The organism is Amycolatopsis sulphurea (assembly GCF_002564045.1).
GTDB classification, from domain to species: Bacteria; Actinomycetota; Actinomycetes; order Mycobacteriales; family Pseudonocardiaceae; genus Amycolatopsis; species Amycolatopsis sulphurea.
The window spans coordinates 1104648-1128762 of sequence record NZ_PDJK01000001.1 but is presented as its reverse complement, the minus strand read 5'-3'; the positions used below and the strand labels follow the sequence as shown (position 1 = coordinate 1128762).

Annotated in this window: 21 protein-coding genes and 1 pseudogene; 7 read left to right on the top strand and 15 right to left on the bottom strand. The window is 71.2% G+C overall.

The window, feature by feature from the left end; genetic code table 11:
• The first annotated feature begins 127 nt into the window (after nt 1-127).
• Nucleotides 128-1933 (top strand): hypothetical protein, encoded by a 1806-nt coding sequence (locus ATK36_RS05100; RefSeq protein ID WP_098510039.1) that lies wholly within the window; start codon nt 128-130, stop codon nt 1931-1933.
• 657 nt (nt 1934-2590) lie between these two features.
• On the opposite strand, the gene ATK36_RS05095 is transcribed toward ATK36_RS05100, so the two are convergent.
• The gene (locus ATK36_RS05095; protein ID WP_098510038.1) at nt 2591-3502 is read right to left on the bottom strand and encodes a glycoside hydrolase family 16 protein; all 912 of its coding nucleotides are present in this window, start codon (nt 3500-3502) and stop codon (nt 2591-2593) included.
• 246 nt (nt 3503-3748) lie between these two features.
• Here ATK36_RS05095 and ATK36_RS05090 point away from each other — a divergent pair.
• A pseudogene (locus tag ATK36_RS05090) lies at nt 3749-4098 on the top strand (SDR family oxidoreductase); the annotation flags it as partial.
• A gap of 200 nt (nt 4099-4298) precedes the next feature.
• The gene (locus ATK36_RS05085; RefSeq protein ID WP_098510351.1) at nt 4299-5369 is read left to right on the top strand and encodes a GDSL-type esterase/lipase family protein; all 1071 of its coding nucleotides are present in this window, start codon (nt 4299-4301) and stop codon (nt 5367-5369) included.
• 24 nt (nt 5370-5393) lie between these two features.
• Here ATK36_RS05085 and ATK36_RS05080 read toward each other — a convergent pair whose 3' ends face one another.
• The gene (locus ATK36_RS05080; RefSeq protein ID WP_098510037.1) at nt 5394-5693 is read right to left on the bottom strand and encodes a hypothetical protein; all 300 of its coding nucleotides are present in this window, start codon (nt 5691-5693) and stop codon (nt 5394-5396) included.
• On the bottom strand, nt 5680-5907 hold the full coding sequence (locus tag ATK36_RS05075; RefSeq protein ID WP_098510036.1) for a hypothetical protein: 228 nt from the start codon (nt 5905-5907) through the stop codon (nt 5680-5682). The genes ATK36_RS05080 and ATK36_RS05075 overlap by 14 nt, the downstream gene beginning before the upstream one ends.
• Nucleotides 5908-6154: 247 nt before the next feature.
• On the opposite strand from ATK36_RS05075, the gene ATK36_RS05070 reads away from it, so the two are divergent.
• Nucleotides 6155-7387, top strand: coding sequence for a ferredoxin reductase domain-containing protein (locus ATK36_RS05070; RefSeq protein WP_141544372.1), 1233 nt, complete (start codon nt 6155-6157; stop codon nt 7385-7387).
• A 49-nt stretch (nt 7388-7436) separates the two neighbouring features.
• Here the strand turns inward: ATK36_RS05070 and ATK36_RS05065 are convergent, their stop codons facing one another.
• The gene (locus ATK36_RS05065) at nt 7437-7889 is read right to left on the bottom strand and encodes an Lrp/AsnC family transcriptional regulator (protein ID WP_098510034.1); all 453 of its coding nucleotides are present in this window, start codon (nt 7887-7889) and stop codon (nt 7437-7439) included.
• Entirely contained in the window at nt 7886-9028 is a 1143-nt protein-coding gene (locus ATK36_RS05060) for a M24 family metallopeptidase (RefSeq protein WP_098510033.1), read from the bottom strand. Before ATK36_RS05060 ends, ATK36_RS05065 begins: the two co-directional genes overlap by 4 nt.
• A gap of 181 nt (nt 9029-9209) precedes the next feature.
• On the opposite strand from ATK36_RS05060, the gene ATK36_RS05055 reads away from it, so the two are divergent.
• On the top strand, nt 9210-10154 hold the full coding sequence (locus ATK36_RS05055) for a 5'-3' exonuclease (protein WP_098510350.1): 945 nt from the start codon (nt 9210-9212) through the stop codon (nt 10152-10154).
• Nucleotides 10155-10160: 6 nt separating this feature from the next.
• Here the strand turns inward: ATK36_RS05055 and ATK36_RS05050 are convergent, their stop codons facing one another.
• The 10 genes from ATK36_RS05050 to pafA all read right to left on the bottom strand — a co-directional run bounded on the left by ATK36_RS05050 (nt 10161) and on the right by pafA (nt 20726).
• Nucleotides 10161-11357, bottom strand: a complete 1197-nt coding sequence (locus ATK36_RS05050; RefSeq protein ID WP_098510032.1) for a GNAT family N-acetyltransferase — start codon at nt 11355-11357, stop codon at nt 10161-10163.
• A gap of 62 nt (nt 11358-11419) precedes the next feature.
• The gene (locus ATK36_RS05045; RefSeq protein WP_098510031.1) at nt 11420-12124 is read right to left on the bottom strand and encodes a DUF4333 domain-containing protein; all 705 of its coding nucleotides are present in this window, start codon (nt 12122-12124) and stop codon (nt 11420-11422) included.
• Nucleotides 12125-12239: 115 nt separating this feature from the next.
• Nucleotides 12240-15005 carry a DEAD/DEAH box helicase gene (locus tag ATK36_RS05040; RefSeq protein ID WP_098510349.1) on the bottom strand — a complete coding sequence of 922 codons (2766 nt, stop codon included), beginning with the start codon at nt 15003-15005 and terminating at the stop codon, nt 12240-12242.
• Between the two features lie 41 nt (nt 15006-15046).
• Nucleotides 15047-15361 (bottom strand): hypothetical protein, encoded by a 315-nt coding sequence (locus ATK36_RS05035; protein ID WP_098510030.1) that lies wholly within the window; start codon nt 15359-15361, stop codon nt 15047-15049.
• 320 nt (nt 15362-15681) lie between these two features.
• Nucleotides 15682-16653 carry a twin-arginine translocase subunit TatC gene (gene tatC / locus ATK36_RS05030; protein ID WP_098510029.1) on the bottom strand — a complete coding sequence of 324 codons (972 nt, stop codon included), beginning with the start codon at nt 16651-16653 and terminating at the stop codon, nt 15682-15684.
• 85 nt (nt 16654-16738) lie between these two features.
• On the bottom strand, nt 16739-17047 hold the full coding sequence (tatA, locus tag ATK36_RS05025) for a Sec-independent protein translocase subunit TatA (protein WP_098510028.1): 309 nt from the start codon (nt 17045-17047) through the stop codon (nt 16739-16741).
• A 25-nt stretch (nt 17048-17072) separates the two neighbouring features.
• Nucleotides 17073-17297 carry a bacteriophage holin gene (locus ATK36_RS05020; RefSeq protein WP_098510027.1) on the bottom strand — a complete coding sequence of 75 codons (225 nt, stop codon included), beginning with the start codon at nt 17295-17297 and terminating at the stop codon, nt 17073-17075.
• Between the two features lie 9 nt (nt 17298-17306).
• Nucleotides 17307-18287 (bottom strand): helix-turn-helix transcriptional regulator, encoded by a 981-nt coding sequence (locus ATK36_RS05015; protein WP_098510026.1) that lies wholly within the window; start codon nt 18285-18287, stop codon nt 17307-17309.
• The gene (locus ATK36_RS05010) at nt 18284-19273 is read right to left on the bottom strand and encodes a helix-turn-helix transcriptional regulator (protein ID WP_098510025.1); all 990 of its coding nucleotides are present in this window, start codon (nt 19271-19273) and stop codon (nt 18284-18286) included. The genes ATK36_RS05015 and ATK36_RS05010 overlap by 4 nt, the downstream gene beginning before the upstream one ends.
• A gap of 94 nt (nt 19274-19367) precedes the next feature.
• Nucleotides 19368-20726, bottom strand: coding sequence for a Pup--protein ligase (pafA, locus tag ATK36_RS05005; RefSeq protein ID WP_098510024.1), 1359 nt, complete (start codon nt 20724-20726; stop codon nt 19368-19370).
• Between the two features lie 104 nt (nt 20727-20830).
• Here pafA and ATK36_RS05000 point away from each other — a divergent pair, with 104 nt between their 5' ends.
• Together ATK36_RS05000 and ATK36_RS04995 are read left to right on the top strand one after the other, a co-directional pair.
• The gene (locus tag ATK36_RS05000; protein ID WP_098510023.1) at nt 20831-22369 is read left to right on the top strand and encodes a bifunctional phosphatase PAP2/diacylglycerol kinase family protein; all 1539 of its coding nucleotides are present in this window, start codon (nt 20831-20833) and stop codon (nt 22367-22369) included.
• Between the two features lie 178 nt (nt 22370-22547).
• Nucleotides 22548-23723, top strand: a complete 1176-nt coding sequence (locus ATK36_RS04995; protein ID WP_098510022.1) for an alpha/beta hydrolase — start codon at nt 22548-22550, stop codon at nt 23721-23723.
• Nucleotides 23724-24115 lie beyond the last annotated feature (392 nt).

Genomic DNA, 24115 nt, shown 5'->3' with positions numbered 1-24115 from the left:
GAACGGGCACACCCTGAGTGGTCCAGACAACCTGTTACGCCCTCGTGACCCGTGGTCCGTGCTCGCGCGGATACTTTCCGCTACTGCCAACCGATCCGGTGAATTCCGACCGCGGAGGTACCACATCGTGGAACCCGCTTTTCGCTCACCACGACGACGGCGCGGCCCGCTCGCCGCGCTCGCACTGACCGCGTTGGCCGGGCTGGGACTCGGACTGCCCACCGCGCACGCGGCGAGCGTCGCGCACGCCGGCTGCGGACAGCCCGATCAACCCGACTTCGGGCCGAACGTGCGGATCTTCGACCCGGGCATGTCCGGCGACCGCATCCAGTCACAGCTCGACAAGGATTTCGAAGCGCAGAAGAGCACGCAGACCGCGCAGTTCGCGTCCGGGCGCGTGGCGCACCTGTTCAAACCCGGCAGCTACTCGGTGCACGACAACGTCGGCTTCTACACCTCCGTCGCCGGGCTGGGCCAGAACCCGGGCGACGTGCAGATCACCGGCGACCTCACGGTGGACGCGTTCAACGAGTCCGATCAGGGTTCGGCGCTGCAGAACTTCTGGCGCTCGGCGGAGAACATGGCAGTCACCCCGGCGAGCGGCGACGACCGCTGGGCGGTTTCGCAGGCCGCGCCGTTCCGGCGCATGGACATCAGGGGCGGGCTCCAGCTGTTCCCCGCCGGCTACGGGTACTCCAGCGGCGGGTACATCGCCGACACCAAGGTGGCCGGCAAGACCGCCTCGGTCTCCCAGCAACAGTGGTACACCCGCGACTCGGCGCTGGGCAGCTGGGACGGCGGCGTGTGGAACATGGTGTTCTCCGGCACCCTCGGCGCCCCGCCGAACACCTTCCCCACCCCGCCGGAGACCACGCTGAGCACCACCCCGGTCTCACGCGACGTGCCGTACCTGTACGTCGACGGCGCCGGGAAATACCGCGTGTTCCGTCCCGCGCTGCGCACGAACGCCTCCGGACCGAGCTGGGCGAACGGCGCCACGCCCGGCGATTCGGTGCCGATCAGCCGGTTCCGCGTGGCCAAACCCGGCGACAAGGCCGCCGATCTCAACCGCTCGCTCGCGGCGGGCTGCAGCCTGTTCTTCACCCCAGGCATCTACCACCTCGACCAGACCCTCAACGTCACCAACCCGGACACCACCGTGCTCGGCATCGGCTACCCCACGCTCGTTCCGGACAACGGTGTCGACGCGATGCACATCGCCGACACCGACGGCGTGCGGGTGAAGGGCGTGCTGTTCGACGCAGGCGCGCGGAGCTCGAACGCGCTGCTGACCGTCGGCAAGAAGGGCCAGCACACCGACCACGCGAAGAACCCGATCTCCTTGCAGGATGTGTTCTTCCGCATCGGCGGCGACCTCGCGGGCAAGGCCACCAACAGCCTCGTGGTCAACAGCGACGACACCCTCGTCGACCACGTCTGGGCCTGGCGCGCCGACCACGGCAAGGCCGGCACCGTCGGCTGGACCACCAACACCGCCGACACCGGCGTCCTGGTCAACGGGGACGACGTGACCGCCACCGGCCTTTTCGTCGAGCACTACCAGAAGTTCCAGGTGCTCTGGAACGGCCAGCGCGGCAAGACGATCTTCTTCCAGAACGAGATGCCCTACGACGTGCCGAACCAGGGCTCGTGGAACTCCGCGCCGGGCACCGCCGGTTACGCCGCCTACAAGGTCGGCGACGAGGTCAGCTCGCACGAGGCGTGGGGCCTGGGCAGTTACTGCTTCTTCGACACCAACCCGGCCGTCGCCGGCGAGCGCGCGTTCGAGGTGCCCAGAAACAGCGGGGTGAGGCTGCACAGCCTGCTCACCGTGTCACTGAACCACCGGGGCACGATCAAGCACGTGATCAACGACGCCGGGGACGTGACCCCGGACGGGACCAAGCCGGTGAACGTGCCGCACTACCCGTGACCGCAGGGTGTCGGCAAACTCGGTGTGGAGGGCCCTGCGCAGCTGCGGAGGACCCTGCGCAGGTGCGGAGGGCTGTGAAGGGGCCCTTCACGGATTCTGAGTCCGTGAAGGGGCCCTTCACGGACCCGAAACCGGTCGGGCAGCCACGGCTCTCTCTGCTGATCACGGGCCCTCGACCAACTTTGCCGGGGCCCTGACCCGTGACCGGGTGAGAGCCGGATGGTGGTGGGCCGCCTTCTCCGCGTGGGGAAGGCGGCCACTCTGTGTTTGGAACCGGGCGATGCTGTCACGCGGGGAGCCGCGTGAAGCCGAATTCCCGCAGCACGCGCGCGTTCTGCGCGGCGGTCCCCATCCCCATAGCCGGACCCGGACCGCCGCGTCAGCAGGATTTTCCCTTGCCGGACAAGGAAAACATGCACAGCGAGGGGTACCGGTCGTCCTTGGCGCGGTCATGCCATCCGCCGGGTGCCCACGCTGATCTGCGTCGCCGTCGCCTGCGGCGTCCGGTTGACTCTCTTCCCCGGCGAAACCAAGCACGACGGCGTAGCGCGTACCTCGGTAGCAAGATCACCGAATCGGAGGTCACAGCGTGCAGCTGCCCGGACAGGTTGGGGGTCGGCGACGAACCGCGACCTCGCCGACCCCCAACCCCCGTCCTCAGCTCTTGCTGACCTTGACCGCGAACGAGTCGATGCTCATCCCGGCGCCCGAGGTGGTGTCCGCGGCCGGTGAGGTGCAGCCGCACACCTTGTTCGGGTAGGAACCGCCGATCGCGACGTCGAAGACCGCGAAGAAGCCGTGGTCCACGGCGGCCTTCCAGGTGTCGGCCGAGACCTGGTTCTGCTTGACCGCGAAGGTCTGCCGCCCGTCGAGGGAGAACTGCAGCTCCTCGGCGGTGGGATTGCGGCGATCGACCACCACCGAGTAGGTGTGGTAGCCGGTCTTGCAGCCCGCGCAGTCCTGCAGGTCGCTGGTGATGCCGTCGGGGGCGTGGCATTCGCCCTGCCACTGGCCGCAGTGGAACGTGCTGGAGTGCTTGTCCAGCGCGTTCACGTTCTCCATGATGTCCAGTTCGCCGATGCTGGGCCAGTTCGTCGCCCCGACCGGGCGGGCGTCGGCGCCCATCGCCCAGAACGCGGGCCAGTAGCCGAGCCCGCGCTCGGGATCGGGCAGCTGCAGCGTCGCGCTCATCTCCATCCGGCCGCCCGCCGGAGCACCGAAGTCGGTCCGGGCGCTTTCGATCCGCCCGGAGGTCCACGCGCCGCCCGCGTCCCGGATCGGCTTGATCACCAGGTGCCCGGATCCGTCGTGGTAGACGTTGGCGGTCGAATCGGTCGAGGTCTCCACCTCGCCGGTGCCCCAGTTCGCCGCCCCGCCGGGATAGCCGGTTCCCTTGTCGTAGAGCCAGTTCTGGGGGTTCAGGCCGGTACCGGCGGCACCGTCGAAATCGTCGGAGAAGACCGTGGTCCAGTCGTCGGCGGCGTGCGCGGGCACCGCGGCGAGCGGGAGGACCGCCGCGGCGGCCAGCACGAGGGCTGCCCGGCGCAACCGGGCTCGGCTCAATCGCATGATTCGCCTTTCGTGGGAGGGGCCGGAGGCTCGCGTACCAGGCTCGGACAGCGCGGCGAGCTGGTCAAAGCACCGTGCCTCACCGGGACGGACCGCAGGTGCGGGCGGGCAGAACCACAGCAGAGAGGTTTAAACCACTGCTGGCCCGGGTACGGCCGCGACAGGTCCGGCCACCACGTCCGGGAGCGCGGCGAAGGGTGGGTGCAGCCCACCCCTTTTGTGCCTGCTGTACGGGATCAACGCCGCTTCACCCGGCAGAAGGGCGGGCACTTCGTCACCGTCGCCTCCATCGCCGCGCACGGGGTCGTCCCGACCGCCGCGGTGTACTGCGGCAGCAAGTACGCGGCCTGGGCGATCACCGAGGGCCTGCGCCAGAGTCCGACCCGTCGATCCGGGTCACCACCATCTCGCCCGGTGTGGTCACCTCCGAGCCGGCGGACATCATCTCCGACCCGGATGCCCAGGAGGCGATGCGGATCTACCGCAAGGACGCGATCGAGCCGATGGCCATCGCGGACGCCATCGCCCGCGCGCTGAGCCAGCCCGAGGGCGTCGACGCGAACGAGATGATCGTGCGCCCGGCGCGGCAGCGCTGAGCAGAATCCGGAACACGCGCCGTCGGTCGCGCAGCTCGGCCGACGGCACGCCGACCGCCGGGTCCCCGGTCCACCATCCCTGGCCGGGACCCGACGGTGCGGCTCCGGTCCCGGTTGGTGCCCTCCACAGTGGACTGCGCAGTCCCGGAGCCGGACGAGGGGGACCGGGCAGCTCGCGGGCTGGCTAGACTCGGGTGGCGATGCGAAGATTCCGGTGGTGGTGGGGGGCGCTGGTCCTCGCCTGTGTGGCCTTGCTGATCGGCTCGTTCGTGCTCTTCGGGGCGGAGAGCATGCGGGGGCGGCCACAGCCCCGGCAGGGGCCGCCCGGCACCGGGCCGCTGACCGTGGTCGCGCTCGGCGACAGCACCGTCTCCGGGGAAGGCGCCGGGGACTACACCCCGGACACCGACGGCCGCAACGGCGACTGGTGCCACCGCTCCCCCAACGCGTTCGTGCAGAAGGTCCGCATCCCGGGAGTCACCGCGCGGGTCAACCTCGCCTGTTCCGGAGCGCCCTCGGCCCAGGTCGCCCTCGGCGGCGCCGACCAGTGGGGTGAGCGTTCGCAGGCCGCGCAGCTGGCGGAGGTGGTCAAGAACCACCGGGTGAGCGTGGTCGTGATCGGGGTCGGCGCGAACGACGATCCGAAGTTCTCCGCGCAGGTCACCACCTGTTTTCAGGCCTGGTTCAGCGCCGGGGAGGCCGGCTGCAACGTGGCCCTGCGGGAAACCTGGAAGTCCAAAGTGGACGCCATGGTGCCGAAGGTGACCGCCGCGGTCGGCGACGTGAAGAAGGTGCTCGCGCGGGCCGGTTACGTGCCCGCGGACTATCAGCTGGTGCTGCAGTCCTACGCCACCCCGGTGGGGCCCGGCATCCCGGCCGATCTGCAGAGCCTCAACGGCTGCCCGTTCCGCACCGACGATCTCGACTGGATCGCCGGGCCCGGGATCAGCACCCTGTCGGCCGGGCTGCGGCAGGCGGCCACGCAGACCGGGGCCCGGTTCCTGGACCTGGCGCAGGCCGGAAAGCAGCACGAGGCGTGCAGCGGCGGCGCCGATCAGGCCACGGAGTGGTTCACCCGGCTCACCCTGCATCTCGACGATCTGACCCACCTCGACCGGGCCACGCACGCACTGCAGGAATCCTTCCACCCCAACGCCGCCGGGCACGCCGCGATCGCCGGCTGTCTCTCGGAGTTCCTCGCCACCCGCGACGCCACCGCGGCCTGCGTCGACGGGCCCGGCAACGCCTTGAACGCGAAGCCCGGCGGCTGAGCGGCACCGGCTCCCGCCGCCGCGTCAGAGGTCGAGCGCGGCACGCAGGGCGACGTCGATCTGCTCCTGCACGTCCGGGCCGATCTCCGCGATCCGCTCGTCGAACCACGGCCGGTACAGCCGGGTCAGGTTGAGCGTGGACACCCAGTAGCGGGCGTCGATGGCGACGCCGAGGATGTCCAGCGGATCGCGGTCGAGCAGTTCGGCACCGAGCAGCCAGGGCCGCTCGGATTCGTTCACCCCGTCCGAGGAGAGCACGACCACGGTGCGTTTGCGGGCCGGATCGGTCGGCGGATGATAGGTCCAGACCTCACCCCTGCGCACGCAGGTCCTTCTCCGCCGCGGCCCGTTCCGCCTCGTCCGCTTCCGCGGCCGCCCGGGCCGGCGCCCGCTGCGGGGTGTACCCGGTGCGCACCGCCTCGCGGCGGGCTGCTTTCGACAGCCAGGACGAGACCGAGATGCCGTGTGCCTTCGCGGCCCGCTCGGCGAACTCGAGCGCCGCACTGTCCAGCGAAAGAGTCACTTTACGTGTTGCCATACCTTTTATCGTACCACTCGCCGCACCTCGCCGGGCCGGGCTGACTCGCCAGGTCGAACTCCCCTTCTGTCGGGTGTACGCGCATGGACGGCGTGTACGGAAAGTGTCAAACTGGGCGTATTCTATGCCCGTTTATGCCTCACTGATCTTCGCTTTAGTGCGTCACTATCTCATCCTGATGCAGACACGACCACTGCGCGTAGCGGGATGGATCCAGTTGACCGAGACCAGTGCAAACGTGGCGTCCGTGCCAGGACGGTCGTCCCCGCAACGAGGCGTACGGGCGCTGCTCAAGCACCCCGTGGTGAGTCCCTACGTGCGGCTCAGCGCGGCCGTGCTGGTGCTGAACGCGGTCATCGCCGTCGCCGTATGGCCGGATCTGACTCAGCCGGGCGCGGCCGATCTCGCGCTCGCCAACCTCGCGGCGGCGATCTTCCTCCGGCAGCGGCACGTGGTGAACATCGCCTTCCGGCTGGCCACACGCATGCCCCGGAGCTGGCCGTACGCCTTGCGGTGGGCGGCCGGGAAGGTGTCGCACTACGGCGGATTGCACGTTGGTACCGCCACGGCAGGTGTCGCCTGGTACCTCGTATCCGTAGGGTTCCTGGTGCGGAGCGGCGAGCCGATGGTCCTGCCGATCGTCATCGCGGCCGGGCTGGTCGTGCTGACGGCGCTGGCCGTCCGGCCGGTGCGGGAGCGGTGGCACGACCTGTTCGAACGCGCGCACCGCTGGGGCGGCTGGGCCCTGCTGGTCCTGGTGGTGGCCGACACGGTGCGTACATCGGACGGCGCGACCTGGCAGCCGTGGGTCGTGGGGCTCGTCGTGCTGAGCGCGGCCTGGCCGTGGCTGCGGCTACGGCGGGTCCCGGTGGAGGTGACCCGGCATTCGCGGCACGCGGCTTCGGTGCGGTTCCCGCATCCGCCGACGTTCCCGCCCGGCTCGGCTGTGACGTTGAGCCTCGCGCCGCTGCGGGAGTGGCATTCGTTCGCCGCGATCGGCACCGGCGAGGGTGGTTACGGGCGGGTGCTGATCTCCCGGGCCGGTGACTGGACCGGCCGGTTCATCGACGATCCGCCGTCGCACGTGTGGCTCAAGAGCGGCCCGATCGCCGGGATGGGCGGGGCGGCGGCGTTGTTCCCGCGGGTGCTGTTCGTGGCCACCGGCAGCGGGATCGGCCCGTTGATGAGCGTGATGACCCGTCGTGACCTGCCGTTCCGGCTGCTGTGGATCACCCGGGACCCGGTCGCCACCTACGGCGAGGAGCTGCTCGCGGAGGTGCGGCAGCTGGCCCCGGACTTCGTCGTCTGGAACACCGGCGAGCAGGGCAAGCCCGACGTCCTGGCGCTCACCGAGCAGCATTGCGCGGAGTCCGGCGCGGAAGCGGTGATCTGTGTGTCGAACAAACGGCTGACCTGGCAGGTCGTCACCGGGATGGAACAACGCGGAGTCGCCTCGTACGGCGCGATCTGGGACTCGTAGGCGGTGTGTGCCCCGCCGCTCCAGGTCGGCGGGGCACACACCACACGGTTCACAGGGTCGGTGAACGGCCTTCGAACGGTGTCGAGAGCACCACCGTGGTGCGGGTGGACACCTTCGCCGCCTCGCGGATCCGCCGCAGCAGGTCCTCCAGCCCGAGCGGGGAGGCGACCCGGACCAGCAGGATGTAGGACTCGTCCCCGGCCACCGAGTAGCAGGACTCGATCTCGGTGATGTGCTGGATCCGTTGCGGGTAGTCGTCGGGTGCGGCGGGGTCGTTCGGGGTCAGCGAGATCAGCGCGGTGAGCGGCAGGCCGATCTGTTCGCCGTCCAGCTTCGCGGTGTAGCCGAGGATGACGCCGCGCTGTTCGAGGCGCCGCACCCGCTGGTGCACCGCCGAGACCGACAGCCCGACGCGTTCGGCGAGGTCGGTGAAGCTGCGCCGGCCGTCGGCCGCGAGCTCCTGCACGATCGCCTGGTCCAGGGGCTCCAACGGGCTGCTCATGCGTCCAGCACGACGAGCTCGTGCGGCCGCGTGTTCACCGCCTCTGCCCCGGTTCCGGTGACCACCACGATGTCCTCGATCCGCGCGCCCCAGCGGCCGGGCTGGTAGATACCGGGCTCGATGCTGAAGGCCATGCCCGCCTCGAGCGGCAGGCTGTTGCCCGCGACGATGTAGGGCTCCTCGTGCACGTCGAGGCCGATGCCGTGGCCGGTGCGGTGGATGAAGTACTCGCCGAATCCGGCGGCCTCGATCACCTCTCGGGCGGCGGCGTCGATCGATTCCGCGGTGGCGCCCGGCCGGACCGCGCCGACCGCGGCCTGCTGCGCGCGCTGCAGCACCGCGTAAGTCCCGGCGACGTCGGCGTCCCGGGGTTCGCCGATCGCGTAGGTGCGGGTGGAGTCGGAGTTGTAGCCCTCGGCGATCGGGCCGCCGATGTCGATCACCACCACGTCGCCGCGTTCGATGACGCGATCGGACACGTCATGGTGCGGGCTCGCGCCGTTCGGGCCGGAGCCGACGATCACGAAGTCCGCGCGGGTGTGCCCCTCGGCCACGATCGCCGCGGCGATGTCGGCGCCCACCTCGGCCTCGGTGCGGCCGGCGCGCAGCCACTCCCCCATCCCCGCGTGCACGCGGTCGATCGCCGCGCCGGCCGCGCGCAGGGCATCGATCTCGGTGGTGTCCTTGCGCATCCGCAGCTCCCGCAGGATCGGGCCGGCCAGCGTCTGCTCGGCGTCGCCGAGGGCGGCGCGCAGCGCGAGGACATGCAGCGCCGCGGTGAAGTCGCTGACCGCGACCCGGCCCGGTTTGCCGAGCCGGTCGGCGACCAGCCGGTACGGGTCCTCCCCGTCCACCCAGGTCAGGATCTCGACGCCGAGTTCGGCGGTAGGCACGTCGTGGTAGCCGGGGGCCTCCAGCTTCGGCACGACCAGCGCGGGCGGGCCGTCGGCGGGCACCACGAGGGTGGTCAGCCGCTCGAACGAGCCACCTGCCTGGCCGAGCAGGTAGCGCAGGTCGGAGCCGGGTGCGACGAGCAGGGCGTCGGTGTCCGCGGCGGACGCCGCTCGCGCGGCGCGGTCCAGCCGGGCACGAAGCGCGGCGGCGTCGGGGGCAGGCGTATGGAGGGATCGGCTCGACATGCCGCCGAGCCTAGTCCGCGGCACCCGGGCCGGAATACTCGCCAGGCGGGTGCGTCGCGGCCGCCGAGTGGAGTCTGTGAAGGGGCCCTTCACAGACTCTGAGTCCGTGAAGGGCCCCTTCACGGCTTCGGGTTTCGGCGTGGCGGGTGAGCGATCGGGCGGGGCGTGGGAGGGTGTGCGGGTGACCGGACCACTCGCCCTGCTCGATTCCGCGAGCCTGTACTTCCGTTCGTTCTACGCGCTGCCGGATTCGATGACCGCTCCAGACGGGACGCCGGTCAACGCGGTGCGCGGGTTCACCGACACGCTCGCCCGGATCCTCACCGATCGCCGCCCGTCGCGGCTGGTGGCCTGTCTGGACGCGGACTGGCGGCCGAAGTTCCGCACCGATCTGCTGCCGAGTTACAAGGCGCACCGGGTCGCCGAAATCGGCGACGGCGGGACCGATGTGGAGGAGGTGCCCGACACGCTCACCCCGCAGGTGCCGATCATCCTCGACGTGCTGGCCGCGTTCGGGTTCGCCACCGCGGAGGCGGCCGGGTACGAGGCGGACGACGTGATCGGCGTGCTGGCCACCCGCGAGCAGGTGGACGCGGTGGAGGTGATCACCGGGGATCGTGATCTGTTCCAGCTGGTGCGGACGGAGCCGACGCCGGCTTCGGTGGTGTACGTCGGCAAGGGCTGGGCGAAGGCGGAGGAACTCGGCCCAGCCGAGATCGCGGAGCGTTACGGCGTGCCCGTCGACCATGCCGGTCCGGCGTACGCGGATATGGCGGCGTTGCGCGGGGATCCGTCGGACGGATTGCCCGGCGTCGCCGGGATCGGCGAGAAGACCGCGGCGAAGCTGATCACGCAGTTCGGTTCGCTGGCCGAACTGGTGGCCGCCGCGTCGTCCGGGGATTCCCGGGTGCCGCTGAAGACCCGGTTGCGGCTCGCCGATGCCGCGGACTACCTGGCGGTCGCACCCACCGTGGTGCGGGTCGCGGTGGACGCGCCGGTGACCCAGTCCGGTCCGGATGCGGTGCCCGCCGCGCCCGCCGATCCGGACCGGATCGCGCAGCTGGCCGAGCGCTGGAATCTGGGCCGGTCGGTGGAGCGGCTGCTGGCCGCGTTGCCGGGGGCGTGAGCGCGGTCAGAAGTCCGTGCCGCACCAGGGATTCCGCTCGGTTCCGAACAGGGTTTCGGTGCGGGCGAGGGTTTTCTCGTCCGCACCGGTGATCCGGCCGGCGAGGGCGAGCGGGGCCGGACGCCACTCGCCGAGGTAGAGCATGGCGAGGGTGTCCACATCGAGTTCGAGGTCCGCGGTGACGCCGGTCCGTTCCACACCGCCGGGTCCGATGCGGTAGCGGCCGTCGTTGGCGGGCAGCATCCGGTCGTGGACTTCGAGCACGACCGGTTCGGCTACACCGTAGGTGCGGGCGGCTAGTGCGGCGGGCACGTCGACCAGCCGGAGCCAGGTTTCGTCGTGCGTGGTTTCGATCTTCGCGGTGTGCGGGTTGGTGAACAGCAACGACGTCGGCTCGCCGAGCGGCCGGTACATCAACGCGATCTCGTCGACGAGGTCCACCGAGAGCAGGAAGCGCCACAACCCGGCGAACGCTTCGGGGCTGGTGTAGTGGAACCCGGGGACGTGCAGTTTCACGGGCGTGGATTCACGGTCGACGTAGTAGACGAGGTAGCCGTCAACGCCTGCGGGACTGTGGTGTACGGCGGTGCGGGGGAACGGCGAGAGCCGGCGGACCTGGCTTTCGTGACCGCCCCAGAACACCGGTGGCCGGGTCATCGCGCCGGGGCGGGTGAAGCCGGTCGCGGCGTACAGCTCGGGCCACTGCGGCACGGCGTCGCCGAGATCCAGTACGTGTACCTGGCCGCCGGGCGGGACTTCCGGGCGCAGCCTGGCTCGGTGCCGGTCGACCAGCACGTTCTGGGCGTGGGTGGCAATGCCGTAGCCGTAGCGGCCGTAGATGGCGCCTTCGGTGGCCCGCAGGGTCGCGGCGACGATCCCGCGTTCGGTGAAGTCGGCCAGCTGCGCCTCGATCATGGAGGTGAGCACGCCTCGGCGGGTCCAGCCGGCGCGGACGCCGATGCCGGTGACCGCGGCGAGCGGGACTTTCGCTCCGCCGGGCACCAGCAGCTCGGCGTCGAAGGAACGCGCCGTGCCGATGAGACCGGGACCGAACGCGCCGACGCTGCGCCGCTGCTGGTGCGACAGCGCGGCTCGGTCCCATTCCTCGTCGCTGCCGGGCGAGACGTGCAGCGAGGCCCGGAACAGGTCCCAGGCCTCGCGGTGCTCGCCAGTCTCCAGCGGCCGGATGCGGTACTCGCTCATGCCCCGATGATCGCCGGAGACCCGCGTCCGCGGCCACCGGTTTTACCGGCCGCGGACAAGGTTCACTGCCCGGATTTGGGCGGCGACACCTCGTAGTTGCCGTCGGTGCCCTTGACCACGATCGGCACCTGCTGCGGGGTGCCGTTGATCGTCGCGGTGCACTCGAACTTCTCGCCGTCGGAGACCTTCTGGTCGGCCGGGCAGGTGACCCCGCTGACACCCTGGATCTTGTAGGTGTCGGTGAGCAGCTTCGCGACGTCGGTCTGCATCTGGCTGTTGTTGAAGACCTCGGACTTGAAGAAGCCGGGTGCGACGAACCCGAGGATCGCCACCACCACAACCACCACGACGAGTACGCCGATCCCGACGAACAGGCCTTTCTTCGACCCGCCCCCGGATTCCGGTTCCCCACCGGGCTGCCCGTAGTCGTAAGGACCGGGCTGCGGTGGCTGCTGGGCGCCGCCGGGCTGGTTGTAGCCCTGCTGCTGGTTGGGGTCGTAACCCGCCTGCTGGCCCTGGTCATAGGGCTGGCCGTACGGGGCCTGCGGCGGTGGCTGCTGGCCCCACTGCGGGGTCTGCGGCGCCTGGGGTTGCTGCTGCGGGTAGCCGCCGTACTGCGGCTGTTGCTGCCCGTACTGCTGGGGATCGTACGGTTGCTGCTGCGGGCCGCTCGGCGGGTAGGCGCCACCCGGCTGCTGGCCGTACTGTGGCTGCTGCCCGTAAGGGGGCTGCTGCCGCGGGTCGTTGCCGCCATACGGCGTGCTCATCGTTCGCCTCCGCCTTTGTTCGCCTTCGTCCGTGCGCGATCCAACCACAGGTAGGGGCCGAGCACACGCGCCCACGCGCGGGATGTCCGGCCGGTCCCGGTACGGTGCCCTGCTCTCATGCGCCACCGGCCGCGACGACGCCGCGGCGCAGGGCGCGGACCGCTTCGGCGGCGGTGCCACCGACCGGGTCGGCCTTGCCGAGCACGTCGCGGATCTGGTCGAGCAGGTCGATCACCTGGCGGCACCAGCGGACGAAGTCGCCCGCGGACAGTTCCTGGCCGTTGGTCTCCGCGGCGGTGAGGACCTTCTCCAGTGATTCGCCGCGGGCCCACCGGTAGACCGGCCAGGCGAAACCGGCGTCGGGTTCGCGGGTGCGGTCGAGTCGGTGGCGTCGTTCGTCCTCGGTCAGGTCGACCCACAGCTTGCCGGTCTCCTGCCAGGCGGCGGGGACCGCGCCGCCGGGCAGCCGGGGTTCGCCCGCGGTGTCGCGGCGGGCTTCGAACACGAGAGTGGACACGACCGCGGCGAGTTCGGCGGGGCCGAGCCCGGCCCAGACGCCGTGGCGGATGCATTCGGCGGCCAGCAGGTCGGATTCGCTGTAGAGCCGGGCGAGGCGGCGGCCGGGTTCGGTGACCCGGTCCTCGCCGGTGCCGGGGCCGAGGTAGCCGCGTTCGCCGAGCAGCCGCAGGATCCGGTCGAAGGCGCGGGCCAGGGAGTGGGTGGTCGCGGCGACCTTGCGTTCGAGTTGTTCGGTTTCGCCGGTCAGCCGCTGGTAACGCTCGACCCAGCGGAGGTTGGCCTCGCGTTCGGCGAGGCCGTGGCACGGGTGGGCACGCAGGGCGCGCTGCAGTGCGGCCAGCTCCGAGTCGTCGCCGGTGCCGGTGCGGCGGCGGGCGCGGCCGGGCACTGCGATTCCGGCGTTGCGCAGCGAGGACGCGATGTCGCGGCGGGTCTTCGGGGAGCGCAGTTCGAGGTGCTTGGGCAGCCGGATCCGGCCGAGTGGTTCGACCGGGGCGGGGAAGTCGGCCACCGACAGCGGCCCGGACCAGCGGTCCTCGGTGACCACCACGGGGCGGGGTTCGCGGATCGGGTCGAGGCCGGGATCGACGACCACGGCCAGCCCGGCGCGACGGCCGGCGGGGACCGCGATGACGTCGCCCTTGCGGAGCTTTTCCAGCGATTCGGCGGTGTCCGCGCGCCGGGCGGCGGTGTTCTGCCGGGCCAGGGTCTTCTCGCGGGCGGAGATCTTCGCCCGCAGCTCGACGTAGTCGAGCATCTGGTCGAAGTCGCCGGTGACCGCGTCGGCGTAGCCCTTGAGGGCTTCCTTGTTGCGGTCGATACGGCGGGCGGTGCCGACCACCGAACGGTCGGCCTGGAACTGGGCGAAGGACTGTTCCAGCAGGTCACGGGCGGCGTCCGCGCCGACCTGGGCGACCAGGTTCACGGCCATGTTGTAGCCGGGCCGGAACGAGGAACGCAGCGGGTAGGTGCGGGTGGAGGCGAGCCCGGCGACGGCTTTCGGGTCGACGCCGGGTTGCCAGGCGACCACGGCGTGGCCTTCGACGTCGATCCCGCGGCGCCCGGCACGGCCGGTGAGCTGGGTGTATTCGCCGGGGGTGAGGTCGACGTGGGCTTCGCCGTTGTACTTGACCAGCCGTTCCAGTACGACGGTGCGGGCGGGCATGTTGATGCCGAGCGCGAGGGTTTCGGTGGCGAAGACGACCTTCACCAGCCCCTGCACGAACAGCTCTTCGACGGTCTCCTTGAACGCGGGCAGCAGCCCGGCGTGGTGCCCGGCGATGCCGCGTTCGAGGGCTTCGCGCCATTCCCAGTAGCCGAGCACGCCGAGGTCGCCTTCGGGCAGGTCGGCGGTGCGCTCGTCGACGATGCGGCGGACCTGCTCGATCTGTTCGGGGCCGTTGAGCCGCAGGCCGGAGCGCACGCACTGAGCCACCGCGGCGTCGCAGCCGGCGCGGGAGAAGATGAACACGATCGCGGGCAGCAGCCCGGCGTTGTCGAGCCGTTCGACCACGTCGACACGGGACGGCGGGCGGAACCGGGGGCCGCGCTGCGGGGTGCCGCGTTTGCCGCCGCGTGGTCCGCGGAAGGCCGGGGCATAGCGGCCGAGGTCCTCGGTGCGGCGCAGCAGGGTCGGGTTGATCCGCAGCTGCTCGCCCGGGTCGGCTTCGTTCTGGCCGGCGAACAGGTCGAGCAGGTGGTTCCCGACGAGCATGTGCTGCCACAGCGGGACCGGGCGGTGCTCGTCGACCACGACGGTGGTGTCACCGCGGACCTCGACCAGCCATTCGCCGAACTCCTCGGCGTTGCTGACCGTGGCCGAAAGGCCGACCACGCGCACGTGTTCGGGCAGGTGCAGGATGACCTCCTCCCAGACGGCGCCGCGGAACCGGTCGGCGAGGTAGTGCACCTCGTCCATCACCACGTAGCCGAGTTCGGGGATGGCGGAGCTGCCCGCGTAGAGCATGTTCCGCAGTACCTCGGTGGTCATGACGACGATCTGGGCGTCGCCGTTGATGGAGGTGTCGCCGGTGAGCAGGCCGACCGCGTCCGCGCCGTGGCGGGCGGCGAGGTCGGCGTACTTCTGGTTGGACAGTGCCTTGATCGGGGTGGTGTAGAAGCATTTGCGGCCCTCGGCGAGCGCGAGGTGCACGGCAAATTCGCCGACCACCGTCTTGCCTGCGCCGGTGGGTGCGCATACGAGCACGCCGTGGCCGTCTTCGAGGGCTTCGCAGCCGCGGACCTGGAAGTCGTCGAAGGTGAAGGAGACCTCGCCGGCGAACCGGGTCAGCTGGGGGTATTTGCCGCGGCGCCGCGAGACCGCGTAGGCCTCGGCCGGTGATGGTGAAGGGCTAGTGGCCACCTCGTCAGGGTTCCACACCACCCGCCGGGTGCGCACCCGGCTTATCCGGGCGCTGCCGCGAGCGGGGTGCCGACGGTGAGCGCAGCCGGGATACAGGTCGCCTCGATCGGGGTGTGGCCCTGGTCCTCGCCGTCGGCGAAGACCGGCCAGCCGGGTGCGTCCAGGCGGAGGGTACGGGTGCGCAGGGTGTGCACGGCGGGGTGGCCGAGGTGGGCGCCGGTGCGGAGGCCGGGCAGCAGGCGCAGCAGTTCGGCGCGGCCGGCGGAGCCGACGACGGTGAGATCGAGGAGCCGGTCGACGGCGGGCCGCAGCCCCGCGGCGACCGCCTCGGCGCCGCGGCCGGAGGCGGGGTGCACGACAGGGTCCCGGCAAAGTTGGTCGAGGACCCGTGATCAGCAGAATGAGCCGTGGCTGCCGTGTCATCATCGATGGCGCCTGCCATCGTCGTCGACTGCGCCCGGCAGCGGGCGATGCGGTTGTGTTCGAGATGCGCGACCACCTGGTGGTGTGTGCCGGACCTGTCTCGGGGTCTGTGAAGGGGCCCTTCACAGACCCCGAGTCCGTGAAGGGCCCCTTCACAGACCTCTGCGGACCTTCACGGACCTCCGCGGGCTGTGCAGGGCCCCTCACACCGACGTTGCCGACACCCTGGCGAGCACGGCGTGCAGCCCATGGATCAGGTGATGTCGTCGGTCGAGCGGTCGGGGCGGGCGGGCGGTGCGGGCCGGTCCGGTTCGACGGTGCTCGGGGTGTAGGCGAACGGGGCGGCCTCGTTGTCGGCGAGCTGGTCCCAGCCCTCGTCGGTGCGGGCCGCGTCGAGCTTGCGGTCGTGGAAGCGGGCGATCTGGATGGACAGCTCGAACAGCAGGGTGAGCGCGCCGGCCAGGCCGAGCATGGAGAACGGGTCGGAGCCGGGCGTGGCGAAGGCGGCGAACACGAACAGCCCGAACAGGATGCCGCGGCGCCATCGCTTCAGCTGGCGGTATTTGACCACGCCGACCCGGTTGAGCATCACCACCAGCAGCGGCAGTTCGAAGCTGACCCCGAAGATCACCAGCAGGCTGAGGATGAACGAGATGTACTTGTCCGCGGTGAGCGCGGTGACGAACTGGTCCTGGCCGAACCCGGCGAGCAGGGCCAGCGCGTGCGGGACGAGCAGGTAGGCCAGCACCGCGCCGGCGGCGAAGAGCACCGAGGCGAAGCTGACGAAGATCATCGCGTAGCGGCGTTCCTTGGCGTATAGGCCGGGTGCGATGAACGCCCACAGCTGGTACAGCCAGGCCGGGGACAGCAGCACGGTGCCGGCCGCGATACCGACCTTCAGGCGCACCATGAACGCTTCGAAGGGGACGGTCTGCAGCAGCTTGCAGCCCGCGTTGCCGTCGAAGCGCTGCTGGGCGGGGATCGCGCAGTACGGGCCGGTCATGATGTTGCCCAGGGACGGGATCGGGCCGAGGTGCTGTTCGAACCAGATGAACCCGAAGATGCCGCCGATGACGACGAACAGCAGCGCCCAGCCGAGCCTGCGGCGGAACTCGTAGATGTGCTCGATGAGCGTCATCGTCCCGTCGGGGTTGCTCCGGCGGCTGCGCCGGCGCCGACGGGCGGACCGGCCGCCGTTGCTCGTGCCGTGGGCGGATTCCGCCACAGGTCGTTCCGTTCTCGTCGTAGCCCGGCGGAGCGCGCCGGGAGGTGGCACGCTCCGCGGACCGGGAACCGGGGGTGGGGTTCGCTCAGCTCGCGTTCTTCTGCGGCTGGTCGTTCGCCTGCTGCTTCTTCAGCTCGTCGAGCTGGCGCTGCAGGTCGGCGACCTGCTGGTCGTGCGCCGAGGGCGCGGGAGCCGGCGGGATCTGGCGGGTCTCGGCCGGTTCGGCGGGGGTCTCGCCCGCCTTGCCCTCGCCGCTGAGGTCCTTGGTCTCGGCCTTGAAGATCTTCATGGACTTGCCGATGGACCGGGCGGCGTCCGGCAGCCGCTTCGCTCCGAACAGCAGAACCACCACGAGCACCAGGATGATGATGTGCCACGGCTGCAGCGCGTTCATGGTCGTCTGCCCTCCTTCTCTGGGGTCACTGCCGATGGTACTGGGTGTGCGGGCGCCCGCGGCGCTCTGCCACGGCCACGCGCAGGGCCGCGGAACGGGCGCGGAGCAGCCCGGTCTGGTCCTGGGTGTCCGTGGTGACCATGCTCACCGTGTGACGGAGCCGGCGCAAGAGTCTGAACGTCCGTACCAGCAGCAGGACCAGCAGGAGCAGGCCCGCGGCGAGCAGCACGAAAGTCGGCAGGTACGGCACGGCGTCACCTTAACGGTCCGAGGTGGACGCCGGGTGACGGGCTCGTGCCACCGCGTCGGCAGCGCGGCGGCGGACCGCTTCGGCCAGTTCCGGCGGGTGCTCGACCAGTGCTCCCCCGCCGAGGCTGAGCACCAGCCGCACCATCCAGGGCTCATCGCTGTAGCGCATGCCGATGCGCAGCCGGCCGCCGTCGAGCTCGGCCAGTTCCTCGCACGGGTAGTACTCGGCGACCCAGCGTGCGTCGGGGTCGAGCACCAGGTGCGCGGTCCGCTGGCCGGGGCGGGCGGAGAACACGCCGTCGGACAGGTCGGTGGGGTGCGCGTGCGCGGGTGGTGCGGCCGGTTCGTCCAGCAGGGTGAGGTCGTCGATCCGGTCGAGCCGGAACAGCCGGACGTCCTCCACCCTGCGGCACCAGGCTTCGAGGTAGCCGACGGCCTGCACGATGACCAGCCGCATCGGGTCGACGGTGCGTTCGGTGATCTGGTCCTTGGACGCGGTGTAGTAGCGGATCCGCAGGGCGCGGCGTTGGTGCAGGGCACCGGCGACGGCTTCACGGGTGCGAGCGGCGCGGGCGCCTTCGCGGACGCCGCCGCCGACGACCACCCCGGCCGGGCGGGACTGGCCGGCCGCGTCCTCGATCTTGGCGATGGCCCGGCGTACCGCGTCGCCGTCGGCCACGCCCGGGGTCTCGGCGAGCGCGCGCAGGGCGACCAGCATCGCGGTGGCCTCTGCGCCGGTCAGCCGCAGGGGGCGGCTCATCCCGGCGTCGTGGGTGACCACGATGGTGTCGCCTTCGAAGGACAGGTCGATCAGGTCGCCCGGGCCGTAGCCGGGCAGCCCGCACATCCACAGCAGTTCGAGGTCCTTGCGCAACTGGCGCGGGGTGACGTCGAAGTCGTGTGCCGCCTCGTCGATCCGGATGCCGGGGCGGGCCAGCAGATAGGGCACCAGCGCGAGCAGACGGGGCATCCGCTCCCCCGAGCCGCTCACCGGGCACTCCCCTGCTCGGCGCGGGCGAGCACCGCCTCCTGCCGGTCCAGCACCGCTTTGGCCAGCACGTCCGGCTCCAGCACGAGCACGTCGGGCCCTTGCGCGGCGATCCAGTCCGCGGCCGATTCCGGGAAGTACAGGCCGATCTCGACCACGTCGCCCGGTTCGCCGCCGACGGTCTCGCGGCCGACGATCTCGCCGCGGCGGCGTACGCCGGCGGCGCGGCCGTCGGCGACCCACAGCCGGGCGGTGGTGACCGGGGACGGTTCGTCGCCGCCGGTGACCGACACCAGTTTCAGCAGGTTGACCCCGTCGGGGCGGGTGACCGCGCCGGCCGGGCCGAACGGGGTGACGCGCCCGGTGACGCGGGAGAGCCGGAAGCAGCGGGGCGCGTCGCGGTCGCGGTCGTGCCCGACCGCATACCAGCGGGCGCGCCAGGACACCACGCCCCACGGTTCGAGGGTGCGGATGCGGCGTTCCGGGGAGCCGCTGCGGCGGTATTCGAAGCGCACCGCCCGCCCGGCCTGGACCGCGGCGAGCATCGGCGCGAACGACGGCTCGGCGCGGACCCGCGGTTCGATCACCGTCGGTGCCTGGTCGTCGACCTCGACCCCGGCGGCGCGCAGCTTGACCAGCGCGCCCTGGGCCTGCCCGGTCAGCTCGGGCGAGTCCCACAGCCGCACGGCGAGCCCGACCGCGGCCGCCTCGTCCGGGGCCAGGTCGATCTCGCCGAGCTCGTAGTCGCGGCGGGCGATGCGGTAGCCCTCGACCGGGTCGAAGGCGGAGTTGCGGCCGGTCTCCAGCGGGATGCCCAGCTCCCGCAGCTCGGTCTTGTCGCGTTCGAACGTGCGGAAGAAGGCGTCGTCACTGGCCGCGTCGGCGTATCCGGGCACGATCCCGCGGATCCGCTCGGCGGTGAGGTATTGCCGGGTGGACAGCAGAGCCAGCACGAGGTTGACCAGCCGTTCGGCGCGTGCGGTGGACACCTGACGACTCTAGCTCGCATGTTCGGGCACGATCGTGAGGTCCGGGGGTTGCGCGTCGTTCCGGCGCCCGGGTGACTGTGAGCGAGCCGCGGGGTCACAGCGAGCTGATCAGCCGCTCCACCCGTTCGTCGACGGACCGGAACGGATCCTTGCACAGCACGGTGCGCTGGGCCTGGTCGTTCAGCTTGAGGTGCACCCAGTCCACGGTGAAGTCGCGCCCGGCGGCCTGTGCGGCGGCGATGAAGTCGCCGCGCAGCTTCGCGCGGGTGGTCTGCGGCGGCGTGTCCTTGGCGACCTCGATCTCGCCGTCGTCGGTGACCCGCTGGACCAGCCCCTTGCGCTGCAGCAGGTCGAACACGCCCCGGCCGCGGCGGATGTCGTGGTAGGCCAGGTCGATCTGCGCCACCCGCGGGCTGGACAGGTCGAGGTCGTGCTTGGCGCGGTAGCGCTCGACCAGCCGGTGCTTGATCGCCCAGTCGATCTCGGTGTCGATCTTGCTGAAGTCCTGTAGCTCGACCGCCTCCAGCGCGCGGCCCCACAGCTCCACGACCCGTTCGTTGGCCGGGGTGGAGCCGTGCTCCTTGAGGTGGGCCACGGCGCGGGCGTGGTACTCGCGCTGGATGTCCAGCGCCGAGGCCTCCCGCCCGCCGGCGAGGCGGACCTGGCGGCGGCCGGTGAGGTCGTGGCTGATCTCGCGGATCGCGCGGATCGGGTTGTCCAGCGTGAAGTCCCGGAACTGCACGCCGGCCTCGATCATCTCCAGCACCAGGTTCGCCGAGCCGATCTTGAGCATGGTGGTCGGCTCGGCCATGTTGGAGTCGCCGACGATCACGTGCAGCCGCCGGTAGCGCTCGGCGTCCGCGTGCGGTTCGTCGCGGGTGTTGATGATCGGCCGGGAGCGGGTGGTGGCGCTGGAGACGCCCTCCCAGATGTGCTCGGCGCGCTGGGACAGGCAGTACACCGCCCCGCGCGGGGTCTGCAGCACCTTGCCGGCGCCGCAGATCAGCTGGCGGGTGACCAGGAACGGCAGCAGCACATCGGCGATCCGGGAGAATTCCCCGGCCCGGGTGACCAGGTAGTTCTCGTGGCAGCCGTAGGAGTTGCCGGCCGAGTCGGTGTTGTTCTTGAACAGGAAGATGTCCCCGCCGATGCCCTCGTCCGCCAGCCGCCGCTCGGCGTCGGTGAGCAGGTCCTCCAGGATCCGCTCGCCGGCCTTGTCGTGGGTGACCAGCTGGGTCAGGTCGTCGCATTCCGCGGTCGCGTACTCCGGGTGCGATCCCACGTCGAGGTAGAGCCGGGAGCCGTTGGAGAGGAACACGTTCGACGAGCGTCCCCAGGAGACGACCCGCCGGAACAGGTAGCGCGCGACCTCGTCCGGGGAGAGCCTGCGCTGGCCGTGGAAGGTGCACGTGACCCCGAACTCGGTCTCGATGCCAAAGATCCGCCGCTGCATTCCCCCAGAGTAGGCGCTGAACCCCGGTGGAAGGTGCGCCGTTCGGGCGTCGACACGCGGTCGGTACGTTGCGTGGGGTGAGAAAGTGCCCGAAACCGGTCCCCATGGACGATCCGGACCCGCTGCCGCGCCCCCGCCCCGCCTCCCCGCTGCACCGCTTCGGTGAGGCGTTTCGCCAGGTGGGAGCCCATGATCGGGAGCTGGTGCGGCGAAGTGCGGCCCTGCCGCGGACCGGTGCCGACGACCTGCTGACGCTGCTGTCGCGGAGTGCGGACAAATCGCGGCTCTGGTGGGGCGTGGCGGCCGTGCTCGCGGTCCGCAAGGGCCCTGCCCGGCGGGGTGCGCTGCGCGGGATCGCGGCGGTCGCCGGGGCGAGTGCGGCGGCGAACCTGGTGGGCAAACCGCTGTTCCCCCGTCGCCGTCCGGCCGCGCACGAGGTGCCCGCGCATCGCCGGCTGCGCCGCCCGCCCACTTCGTCGTCGTTCCCGTCCGGGCATGCCGCTTCGGCGGCCGCGTTCGCCACTGCCGTGGCGATGGAATCCCCGCGCGCCGGGCTCGCGCTGTTCCCTTTGGCCGGGCTGGTGGCGTACTCCCGCGTGCACACCGGGGTGCACTGGCCCAGCGACGTCGGTGCCGGGCTGGTCATCGGCGCGGCGGCGGCCACACTGACCCGGCACTGGTGGCCGTTGCGCCCGGAGATGCGTGCCCGCACCGCGCATCAGGCGGAGGCGCCGCTGATGGTCGACGGCGAGGACATGCTCGCGCTGGTCAACCCGCGTTCCGGGATCGACGGCCAGGACCCGGCCGAGGACGTTCGCTACGCCTGGCCCAAGGCCGTCCTCCGGTATCCGGATCCCGGGCGTGACCTGCGTGATCAGCTGGCCGAGGAGATCGACGCGCACGGCGGTGTCCGTGCGCTCGGCGTGGCCGGCGGCGACGGCACCGTCGCGTCGGTCGCGTCGCTCGCCGCTGAACGGGGGCTCCCGCTCGCGCTCATTCCCACCGGCACCCTCAACCACTTCGCCCGCGACGTCGGGGTCCGCTCGATGCCGGACGCGGACGAGGCCACCGAAGGCGGCCACGCGGTCGGGATCGATCTCGGCGAGGTCGAGATCAGCGGCGCCGGCGGGCCGGGGCACCGCTGGTTCGTGAACACCGCGAGTCTCGGCGGCTACCCGGAAATGGTGCGGATACGGGAGAAACTCCAGGAGAAGCATCCGAAATGGCCGTCCGCCGCGATCGCGCTCGCCCGGGTGCTGCGCCGGGCCAAGCCGCTGCACGCGGAGCTGAACGGTGAACCGGTCGCGTTCTGGCTGCTCTTCGTCGGCAACGGCACGTACGCGCCCAAGGGCTTCGCGCCGTCCCGGAGGCCCGCCCTGGACACCGGTCTGCTCGACGTGCGCTACCTGCGTGCGGATCTGCCGTATTCGCGGGCGCGGTTCCTGCTCGCGATGCTCACCGGCAGCCTGCACGCCAGCCATGTCTACCGGCAGCACGATCTGCCGGACCTGCACGTCCGGCTGCGCGACGGGCACCGGCGCGTCGCCACCGACGGCGAGGTCGGCCCGCTCGGGCGTGAATTCCGGTTCCGGTCCCGGCCCAGCGCGCTGACCATCTACCGCAACCCGGATCCGGCCGAGTGACTCCTCCGGCACGGTTGACCGGCCCTTTACCCGCTCTCAACGAATCCACAGCGCCGCGTTCCTAACCTGATCTTCGAGGCGCGGGCGATCCTGCCCGCCCCCGATTTCGTGGCAGGGGCTCGAGCGTGCGTTTCCTTTCCCGCGGCGGTCGCGGCTGCCCGGCGCCGGCGGTCCGGCGATGATCCAGCGGGGCGTGGACCCGATCCTGCCGCCCTCGGTCACCTCGCAGGCCCGTGACCTCGGCCCGCTCGAATCACCGTTGATCTGGCTGACCGCGGCCGGCGCGGCGGTGGCCGTGCTGGCGGTGACCATCGCGCTCGCGCACCATCGCCGGTTCCGCCGCTGGGGGATCACCGGTACCGCGGTGCTGGTCCTGATCGCCGCGGTGACCGCGGTCAACACCTACGTCGGCTACGTGCGCACCCCGTCCGACCTCGGGCGGCTGCTGGAACGAGGCGGAGACGCCGCCTCGGCCGCGGGCAGCCTGCTCACCGGGGACAGCGACGACTCCGGCCCCACCCAGGCCGTCGCCGGCAAGGCGCCGACCGGCCAGAGCGGCGAACGGACCGAGGTGCTGAGCCTGCCCGACCCGGCGCACGCGGTGCCCTCTGGCGACAACTACGTGATCCTCCCGCCCGGCTACTCCGATCCGGCGCAGGCCCACCGCCGCTACCCCGTCGTCTACCTCATCCACGGCTACCCCTTCGGCGGCCCCGCCGACTGGCTGACCTCCGGCGACGCCCCGGACACCCTCCGCAGCCTGGAGGACGCCCACGTCATCCAGCCGATGATCGTGGTCAGCGTCGACCTGACCGCCGGCCAGCCCAGCGTCGACTGGGAATGCCTGAACGTGCCCGGCGGGCCACAGCTGGAGACCTACCTGGCGCAGACCATCGTCAAAGGCGTCGACCAGCGCTACCGCACCCTGCCCGACCGCGGCCACCGCGCCCTCGGCGGCATGTCGGGCGGCGGCTTCGGGGCGCTGAACATCGGCCTGCATCACCTCGGCGAGTTCGGCACCCTGCTGATCGCCCTGCCCTACGACGACCTCAACGACTCCGTGGGCATCCTGAACGGCAACCAGGCTGCGATCGCGGCGAGCACGCCCCGCAAGTACCTGCAGACCATGCCGTTCCCGCAGCCGGTCTCGGTGATGCTCGCCGTCGGCACGGGCGCCCCCACCGACGTGGCCACCGCACACCGGATCGCCGGGGACTTCCACCGCCGCGGGCAGGACGCCGTCGTCCACGCCGAGCACGGGTTCAACCACACCTGGCACACCGCCCGTGCCACGCTGCCGTACCTGCTGGACTTCGCCGACCAGAATTTCCGCTCAGCTCCCATGTCCTCCTGAACGCCGCGGAAAGAATTCCCGCCGGAGGTGTCCTTCCCGGCGCCCGCTGTTCGTGGTGAGGTCGTACGGCCACCCGGGCCGCACGCGACCGGCAAGGGAGCCCGACATGAAGTACCTGCTGCTGGTGCACGCCTCCAGGGCCCCGGCAAAGTTGGTCGAGGCCCCGTGATCAGCAGAGTGAGCCGTGGCTGCCGCGTCATCATCGATGGCGCCTGCCCTCTTCGTCGACTGCGCCCGACCGCGGGCGATGCGGAGGTGCTCGAGGTGCGCGACCACCTGGTGGGTGCGTGCCGGACCTCTCTCGGGTCTGTGAAGGGCCCCTTCACAGACCCAGAGTCCGTGAAGGGACCCTTCACGGACCTCCGCCGTCTGCGCAGGGCCGCGCTGAGTAC